General features: G+C 59.6%; 6 protein-coding genes and 1 pseudogene. 1 reads left to right on the top strand and 6 read right to left on the bottom strand.

What is annotated here, in order from left to right:
• Positions 1 to 28: 28 nt before the first annotated feature.
• The 3 genes from ACYVDE_RS09470 to ACYVDE_RS09460 form a co-directional block, all read right to left on the bottom strand.
• On the bottom strand, positions 29 to 934 hold the full coding sequence (locus ACYVDE_RS09470; RefSeq protein ID WP_460501249.1) for a class I SAM-dependent methyltransferase: 906 nt from the start codon (positions 932 to 934) through the stop codon (positions 29 to 31).
• A 91-nt stretch (positions 935 to 1,025) separates the two neighbouring features.
• Entirely contained in the window at positions 1,026 to 2,894 is a 1,869-nt protein-coding gene (gene mnmG, locus ACYVDE_RS09465; protein WP_460501248.1) for a tRNA uridine-5-carboxymethylaminomethyl modification enzyme MnmG/GidA, read from the bottom strand.
• Between the two features lie 171 nt (positions 2,895 to 3,065).
• Positions 3,066 to 3,800, bottom strand: coding sequence for a GNAT family N-acetyltransferase (locus ACYVDE_RS09460; RefSeq protein ID WP_460501247.1), 735 nt, complete (start codon positions 3,798 to 3,800; stop codon positions 3,066 to 3,068).
• Positions 3,801 to 3,973: 173 nt separating this feature from the next.
• Between ACYVDE_RS09460 and ACYVDE_RS09455 the strand changes: the two genes are divergently transcribed.
• Complete coding sequence (locus tag ACYVDE_RS09455) at positions 3,974 to 4,903, top strand: hypothetical protein (RefSeq protein WP_460501246.1); 930 nt, start codon at positions 3,974 to 3,976, stop codon at positions 4,901 to 4,903.
• 60 nt (positions 4,904 to 4,963) lie between these two features.
• Here ACYVDE_RS09455 and ybeY read toward each other — a convergent pair whose 3' ends face one another.
• The 3 genes and pseudogenes from ybeY to ACYVDE_RS09440 form a co-directional block, all read right to left on the bottom strand.
• Positions 4,964 to 5,461 carry an rRNA maturation RNase YbeY gene (ybeY, locus tag ACYVDE_RS09450; RefSeq protein WP_460501245.1) on the bottom strand — a complete coding sequence of 166 codons (498 nt, stop codon included), beginning with the start codon at positions 5,459 to 5,461 and terminating at the stop codon, positions 4,964 to 4,966.
• 28 nt (positions 5,462 to 5,489) lie between these two features.
• Complete coding sequence (locus tag ACYVDE_RS09445) at positions 5,490 to 5,936, bottom strand: ATP-binding protein (protein WP_460501244.1); 447 nt, start codon at positions 5,934 to 5,936, stop codon at positions 5,490 to 5,492.
• Between the two features lie 163 nt (positions 5,937 to 6,099).
• A pseudogene (locus ACYVDE_RS09440) lies at positions 6,100 to 8,315 on the bottom strand (DUF4175 family protein); the annotation flags it as partial.

The raw sequence follows: 8,315 nt of genomic DNA, 5'->3' as shown, positions 1-8,315 counted from the left end.
AGCAGGCGCCACGGTGCCGCCCGCCGCATCAGGCCGCCGGGGTACGCCGCCCGGCCACGTAGAGCAGGCTCGAATATTGCCCCTCGTGCTGCTCGGCGTACTGGTTCGACTTGTAGCCGGCCTTCAGCACCGTAAGCAGCCCGCCGGCGCGCTCGTTGCGGTGCTTCTCGCTGAGCATGCTCACGTAGTAGGCATCGAGCGGCATGGGCAGCGTCTGGCGGATGGCCAGCTTGTGCTTTTTGAGCAGCTGGGCCATGGTTTTGGGCGCGAAATGGTAGAGGTGGCGCGGCACGTCGTAGGCGGCCCACAGCTCGCGGTAATGCTGGGCGTCGAGGCTTTCCACGTTGGGCACGGCAATGAGCATAACGCCATCGGGCTTGAGCAGCGCCACCAGCTGGGCCAGCGTTTCATTCAGGGTGTGCACGTGTTCCAGCACGTGCCACAGCGTAATCGCATCGAAAGTGGCGGGCTGAAACTGCGTGAGGCTCTCCTGCCCGATGGGCTGGCCGAGGCGCTGGCTGGCTTCCTCCCGGGCGCGGGCGTTGGGCTCGAGGCCGGCCACCTGCCAGCCGGCCGACTTGGCGGCGGCCAGGAAATGGCCCGTGCCGCAGCCGTAGTCGAGCAGCTTGCCGCGGCGCGGGGCCAGCTTGTTCAGCAGGCTCACCTTGCGGCGCATGGTGAAAAACCGCGCCACCTTATAGGCCTGGTTCACGAAGCCCTGGGCCGCGCTGTTGTGCGATACGTAGGCGTCCGACTCGTAGTACTTGCCGATTTCGGCCTCGCTAGGCCGCGGGTTGGTGAACTGGAAGCTGCACGCGGCGCACTGCACAATGGCGAAGCTCTCGTGGCTTACCGTGCGGTCTTCCACCACCAGCTTGTTCTTAAAGTCGGTTTTCCCGCAAACCGGGCAATTATCTAAACGTTCGTACGACACGAGGAAATTCTAAGTTTTAAGGGTTGAATGCTGAGTGATTTGCCAGCCAAGCCAGCCACCAACTCAACATTCAACCCTCAAAATTCAACATTTAACGCCCAAGGTACACCATCAGCACCGACACGTCGGCCGGGGAGATGCCGCTGATGCGCGAAGCCTGCCCGATGGTTTCGGGCTGAATGCGCAGCAGCTTTTCGCGGGCCTCGTGCGAGAGAGCGGGCATGGCGCGGTAGTCGAGCCGGCCCTGAATCACGAAGTTTTCGAGCTCCTGCATGCGCTCGGCTTGCTGCTGCTCCTTCTGCAAATACGTTTCGTACTTGATGTTGATGATGGCCTGCTCCAGTGCCTCGGCATCAAACGCAGCCAGGGCTTTATCGAGCGCGGGCAGGGCGCGGCGCAGGTCGGCCAGCTCCACGTTGGGGCGGCGCAGCAGGTTCACGGCGCGGGTTTTCTCGTGGATTTCGGCCGAGCCCAACTCCACCATGAGCGGGTTGATTTCGGCCGGCTCGATGGCGAATTTCTGGAATAGCACGCCGATTTCGGCGGTCTGGGCTTCCTTCATCCGCACGCGCTCCAGGCGCTCATCGGAGGCTAGGCCCAACTCGTGGCCCAGCGGGGTGAGGCGCAGGTCGGCATTGTCCTGGCGCAGCAGAATGCGGTGCTCGGCGCGGCTCGTGAACATGCGGTAGGGTTCGTCGGTGCCCTTGTTCACGAGGTCGTCGATGAGCACGCCGATGTAAGCCTCGCTCCTTTTGAGCACGAACGGCGCTTTGCCGTGCACCTTGTTGTGCGCGTTGATGCCGGCCATCAGGCCCTGGCAGGCAGCTTCCTCGTAGCCCGTGGTGCCGTTAATCTGGCCCGCGAAATATAGCCCGGCAATCAGCTTGGTTTCGAGCGTGAGCGTGAGCTGCGTGGGCGGGAAAAAGTCGTACTCGATGGCGTAGCCGGGCCGGAACATCTTGGCGTTCTCGAAGCCCGCGATTTCGCGTAGGGCGCGATACTGCACGTCCTCCGGCAGCGAGCTCGAAAAGCCGTTGATGTAGCATTCCACGGTGCTCCAGCCTTCGGGCTCCACGAAAATCTGGTGGCGGTCCTTGTCGGCGAAGCGGTTGATTTTGTCTTCCACGCTCGGGCAGTAGCGCGGCCCCAGGCCCTTGATGCGGCCCTGGAACATGGGCGACTTCTCAAAGCCCTCGCGCAGGATGTCGTGCACCCGCTCGTTGGTGTAGGTGATGTAGCAGGGACGCTGTTGCGTCAGGCGCGGCGTGTCGAGGTAGGAGAATTTGCTGGGCACCTCGTCGCCGCCCTGCGCTTCCATTTTGGAGTAGTCGAGGCTACGGCCGTCCACGCGGGGCGGGGTGCCGGTTTTCATGCGCCCGGCTTCAAAGCCCAGCTCCACCAACTGCTCGGTGATGCCGCGGCTGCCCTTCTCGGCCGCCCGGCCGCCACCGAAATTCTTCTCGCCGATGTGGATGAGGCCGTTCAGGAACGTGCCGTTGGTGAGTACCACCGACTTGCCCCGAAACTCGATGCCAAGAGCAGTTTTTACACCCACGGCCGTGTTGTTTTCTACCACGATGCCGGTCACGGCTTCCTGCCAGAAATCCACGTTGGCGATGCCTTCCAGCGTCAGGCGCCAGGCTTCGGCGAAGCGCATGCGGTCGCTCTGCGCACGCGGGCTCCACATGGCGGGGCCTTTCGAGCGGTTCAGCATCCGAAACTGAATCATGGTCTGGTCGGTGATGATGCCCGACTGGCCGCCCAGCGCGTCGATTTCGCGCACAATCTGACCCTTGGCCACGCCGCCCATGGCGGGGTTGCACGACATCTGGGCGATGGTGTTCATGTTCATCGTCACCAGCAGCACTTTTGAGCCGAGGTTGGCGGCGGCGGCGGCGGCTTCGCAGCCGGCGTGGCCCGCACCCACTACAATGACATCGTATTCTTCTTGCTGAAACATAGAGCGCGAGGTTTCGCGGAGGTTAAAAAGTAAGTCTCGCCAAGGCGATAAAAGCTAGAACCAAGCTTTGCAAAACTTGATTTCAACTTGGCGAAACCTTGCGCGAAAAAATATCTGTCGCGCATTGACAGCTACAAAATTACGCAATTCGCGCCCGCCTCACGTTTCCGGCTATTCCGCCGGCTGCATGCCCTGCAAATCCTTGGGCAGCCACTCGGCAAACAGCTCGGCCGAGTTGGCCCGCACGGCCTCCCACGAAAACGGCAGCCACTGCCCCGTAATGCTGTCGAATGCCTCGGTGGCCGCGGCGCAGGCGAATAGCTTGTAGTCGAACTTCGGGTAGCCGTGCACCAGGTAGCCGGGGTAGTAGTAGTCGAGGTGCAGGCGGCGGGCGTAGTCGGTTTTCAGCAGCAGCAGGTACTTGCCGAGGCTGTGCCGGTGGTAGGCCGGGTCGTAGAAATTGAGGATGCCGGCCAACGTGCGCTCGCCAAAATCGAGAATGCCGGCGGCAATGAGGCGGCCCTCGTCGCGCAGCTCAATCACCTGCGTGTTGAAGACGTTGTGCGCGGCCCCGCCCAGCAGCACCGCCTCGATGGTGGGCGCGGCATCGAAGGTGATGGCGGCGCGGTAGCGGGCATATAACTCCTCATATTCCTCGGTGAGGCGAAAGGACCGGATAGTGGCCTTGAAGCGGGCATTGCGGCGCAGCAGGCGGCGCTGCTCGGGCCCCCACTCCACCCGCGGCAAGTCGATGCGCAGCCAGTGGGCGGTGTAAAGCCGGCCATCAAAGGGCACAAACTGGCAGGTGAACAGGTCCTGCTGCATGCGGTAGTAGCCCTGGGCAAGGTAAAAATCCAGCGCATCGCCCCGGATGACGGGGAACTCGGCAGAAGAAGAGGCAGCCATAGGATGACGGCGTAAATAAAGGAAGGCGGTTGCTAAGCCAGGTAAAGTAAATCAGGCACTAGAATGGGACGGAGAAGCAACTGGTAGGAGGGCAATGGGTGATAAATGATTAATCGAAATATTTAGCTTAGCTTGGTAAATGCTTCCAAATTCCACCAAATAACATTCTACCGATGAAAAAAAAACGTATTCTACCGCTTTGCTTGCTGCTATTTGTCGCAAGCTTTTTCTACGCTTGCCACCGTGCTGATGCCCCCGACCCTGTCAATCAGGTGACGGAAAGCACCATTCCCAAGGTGCTCTACAATTTCAAAATGGAAGGTGTCGCGCTGCCCGATGGCACCCGTACGGTAGTAGATACGCATGGTTCAAGAGTAACGCTGGTTTATCCTGAAGGCATTAAATACCTCAAGGGCGGCGACTACGATACCCCATTAAACCGATTGGATGGTGGTGGAAGCTATACTTGTACCGGGGAATGTAGCGATGGGTGCAACGTTTTTTACGTGCAGGGCTCGTTTGCCTGCTCCCAATGCAAAGATGGCAAAGCTTGCACCGGAAAAGCCAGTAATGGTTTTACCAGTGAAGGCGGCGGGTTTATTAACGCCGCCGCAGGCATCCAATTTCTTAGCAGCCGGCTGGAAGCCAAAGAACTCGCACGCACCAAACTGCAAGCGCCTGATAACCTGTTTCGCTACCAGGCAATTCGGGAAAGCCTGATGAGCCTGAACCGACGGGTGCATGGCGTGAGCGACCCTACTGAAAACGTGGTCCAGCACCCGGAGCGTTATCGGCACGTGGCCATCAATGTATTCGGTTTCATTACAGATTATGCGGTGCCAGTGAAGTTTTTAGAAGAGGAAACGGCGAAAAAAAATAGTGCCCGACCGCAGTCGAGCAAATTACTTTCCTATCAGGATGTCTTTGTGGTAGCGGGCGAAAACGCTACTTCAGCAAATGGCGTTGCTAGTCGGGAAGCGCCGGACAGTGACTTTAGCTGCAACTGCCTGAGCGGTGGGGCTGGCTGCACCGCAGAATCCGGCTTCGGTTACAAAATGTGCAAGTCAGGAAACTGCGACAGCTGCAAAATGACCGTCAAGTAATTAAGAATTCCAGATACCAAAAAGCCCCGGAAGCACACTGCTTCCGGGGCTTTTTGGTAGTTAAAAACTGCGCAGCGCCAGACAGTAGTCCTCCTTAGCGCGCATCGCCGTTTGGCTCAGCAGGTCCTTATCCTGATAGCCGAGCAAGTGCAGCACACCGTGAATCATAACGCGGTGCAGCTCATCGCGAAACGGGATGCCAAGGTCGCGGGCATTGTCGCGCACGCGCTCCACGCTGATAAAGATGTCGCCTTCCAGAATATCGGCGTCATCAGAATTATCGAAGGTGATGACGTCCGTCAGCGTGTCGTGGTCGAGGTACTCGACGTTGAGGCGGTGCAGGTAGTCGTCGGAGCAGAAGATGTAGGTGAGCTGCACAATGCGGTGCTCGTGTACCTTGGCCACGCGCTCAATCCACTCCAGCAGCCCTTCGGCGTCGGAAAGCTCAAAATCGGGCGCGTCTTCCACCATGAACTCGATGCCGGGGGCCTCGTGGTGCAGCTCGCCGGGCGGAAAATTTTCGTGATGGGGCGGGCCCATCGGCGGGGTGCTGTTCATGCGGAATCAGGCAGCCAGTGAGGCTGAATTAAGCGGCAATGTGGTCGGCAGGCGAGTTCTCGTCGGCCGGAGCGGGGGCGAGCTGGAAGGTGAGCAGCAGGCAGCGGCCCTCCTTGCTGAACTCCACCTCATCGGCCAGGTGGCGGATGAGGAAGATGCCGCGGCCACCCGGGTTCTCCAGGTTTTCGGGCGCCGTGGGGTCGTCCAGGTTGTCGTAGTTGAAACCGGTGCCTTCGTCTTCAATCTCAAATTTGAGCTGCTGCGGCTCCACGTAGAGCGACAGGTAGACGTTCTTGTCCTTGTCGAATTTGTTGCCGTGGCGAATGGCGTTATTCACCGCTTCGGTCACGGCCACCATGATGTTGCCGTAGATATCGTCCTCAATCTGAAAGGTATCCTTCGAGTTATCGATGAAGCTTTCAACGACGCGGATATTCTCAACGAGCGACGGAATCTGAATTTTTACCTGCTTCATAAGGCGGTTTAAGGGGAAGAACGGCTACCAGTTTGGGGCGGCAAAAATAGTCTTTTAGCGGCAAAGCACCGCATTAATTTCTGCAGGGTCCCAGAGGCTGGTTCTGGCAGTGCATGAATTGATTAACGGAAGGCCGCGCCCGGTGGATGAAGGCGACGACGAATTATTTGATTTTTTGAAAATACTCGCCCACCTCGCGCTGGTAGTACGGAGTCAGGTTCGGGGGGGTACTACGTAATAATTCGGTCTGACGTTCCTTCCCGGGCTTGTATTTGTCGAAAGCGGGCGGAAACACCGGGGGTTTATACTGAGCAGCTTGCGCTTCGCGCTTGGTATCCTGGTCGCGCTCGCGGGCCGATTTTTCCACTTCGAGCAGCCGCGTCAGAATCTGCTGCTGGCGTAGGATGGTCTCCTCAGTGAGACGCTTGTTTACGAGGTCGGTTTCGGTTTGCTCCATCATTTTTTTGATGTCGCCGGTGCCGCCGCCGCCCTGGTCACCCTTGCCTTTGCCGTCTTTGCCGGTGGGGTCGCCACCTTCCTTGCCCTCTTTGCCGTCCTTACCCTGCCCCTGGCCGGGCTGGCCGCCGCCCTGGCCCTGCGAGCCGCCGGGCTTGCCCTGGCCCTGTTGCAACTTGTCGAGCTGCTGCATGGCCTGGCGTAGCATCTGCTGCTGGCCGGCCAGCTTGGCCAACTCCTGCGACATCTCGCGGCCCGACTTGCCCGACTTCGACAGCTGCTGAATCTGCTCGTTGAGCTGTTGCTGCATCTTGCCCATATTGCCGGGACCGGGCTTGCCGCCGGGGCCCTGGCCTTTGCCCTTGCCTTTTTTCTTGCCGGGCTTGCCCTGCCCGCTCTGCGGCTGGCCTTTGCCCGACTGGGCTTCCTGCTGCATCTGGTTGAGGGAGCTTTGGAGCATCAGGGCCAGATTGTTCATGCTGGTCATGGCCTGCTGCTCGGTGGCGGTGGCGCGGCTCAGGTCGCGCTGCTGAATATGGGTGAGCGACTCGTCCATGCGGCCGTTCATCTCGCCCACTTCGCGGGTCACGAAGCTCTGAATCTTGGGCTCCTTCTTGGCCAGCGCGTACAGCGAATCCTGAATGATTTTGGCGTCGTCGCGCAGCTTGCGCTGCGTCTGGCCCAGCTGCACGAAGCGCGGGTCGCTCTGGTCCACCTTGCGAAAGTCCTTCATCAGCTGTTCCTGGTCGAAGCTGAGCGTGAGTAGGTTGTCCAGGATGTCGCGCAGGTCGTCGATATTCTGCTGGGCCTGGTCGCTCTCCTCCTCGCTCATCTGGTCGCGCATTTTCTGCGCCATCTTCTTCATGCGCGAGGCGGCGCTTTTCTGCTGGCCGGCGGCTTTTTTGTTCTGGTTTTTGCTCAGGCTCTGCTGGCTTTCCTGCATGTCCTGGTCGGTCTGCTCCTGGTCGGGCTTCTGCTCGTCCATGCCATTCTGGTCGCCGAGCTCCTTGTCCATCTGCTTCAGCTCCTGCAGTTCCTTTTTCAGGTCTTCAAACTCCTGCTGGTTCTGGGCCTGCTCCTGCTTCAGCTGCTCCTGCTTGGCTTTTTGCTCCTGGTTCGAGAGCTTGTTGTCGGGGTTGTCCTTGTCGTTCTGGGCGGTTTTTTCGGCCAGCTTGTCTTCCTGCTTGGCCAGCTCCTCCAGCTTGTTGGCGGTTTCTTCGGCCTTCTGTTCCAGCTGCATCTGCTTGAACATTTCGAGGGCGCGGTCGAGCTCCTTTTGCAAGGTGTCTTCCTTGTTTTCGAGCTGCTGCAGCAGCTTTTGCATCTCGGCGTCGGGCTGCTTCTGCTCTTCCAGCAGCTTGCGCAGCTTCTCGTACAGCTTCTTGGTTTCCGGGTCGAGTAGGTCGTTCATCAGCTTTTTCAGCTCCTCGGCCTTCTTGGCCAGCTCCTCACTTTTGGGGCTGGCCTGGTCCTGCTTCTGCTGCAGCTGCTCGAACATCTTCTGCATCTGCTCCATCTGCTGGTTCAGCTGGTTTTTCTGGTCCAGCATGTTTTCCAGCTGCTTGCGGTCTTGGAAGCTCAGGTCGCGCTTGGTTTTCAGCTTGTCCTGGGTTTTGGCCAGCTCGCGTTCCAGCTTCTCGCTCTGCTTGGCGGCCTGGCTCATTTGGCTGGCGACGGATTGCGCTTGGGCCTGCATCTCCTGGCGCAATTCGCGCCGGCTGGGCAGGCGAAACTCGGCCGGCCGCGTGCGCGTGGCTTTGGGGCCGTGCACGCCGTCGTTGTCCCAGGCTTCCACGTAGTATTCGAGGCGGTCGCCGGGCTGCAGGCTCAGCGCGCCCAGGTTCCAGGTGTAGGCATAGGTGCCGGCGCTTTCGCGGGGCAGCTCCAGCCCGATGCTGCCCTGGCGGCTCGGGCTGGCGTTGG

It is taken from the genome of Hymenobacter agri (genome assembly GCF_054778495.1).
The sequence above is the reverse complement of the archived record's forward strand: the minus strand, read 5'-3'. Positions and strand labels throughout refer to the sequence as shown.

Coding starts and splice junctions, on each gene's coding strand:
- ACYVDE_RS09460 (WP_460501247.1), bottom strand. CDS start 3,800: ATGGCTGCCTCTTCTTCTGCCGAGTTCCCCGTCATCCGGGGCGATGCG.
- ybeY (WP_460501245.1), bottom strand. CDS start 5,461: ATGAACAGCACCCCGCCGATGGGCCCGCCCCATCACGAAAATTTTCCG.
- ACYVDE_RS09455 (WP_460501246.1), top strand. CDS start 3,974: ATGAAAAAAAAACGTATTCTACCGCTTTGCTTGCTGCTATTTGTCGCA.
- ACYVDE_RS09445 (WP_460501244.1), bottom strand. CDS start 5,936: ATGAAGCAGGTAAAAATTCAGATTCCGTCGCTCGTTGAGAATATCCGC.
- mnmG (WP_460501248.1), bottom strand. CDS start 2,894: ATGTTTCAGCAAGAAGAATACGATGTCATTGTAGTGGGTGCGGGCCAC.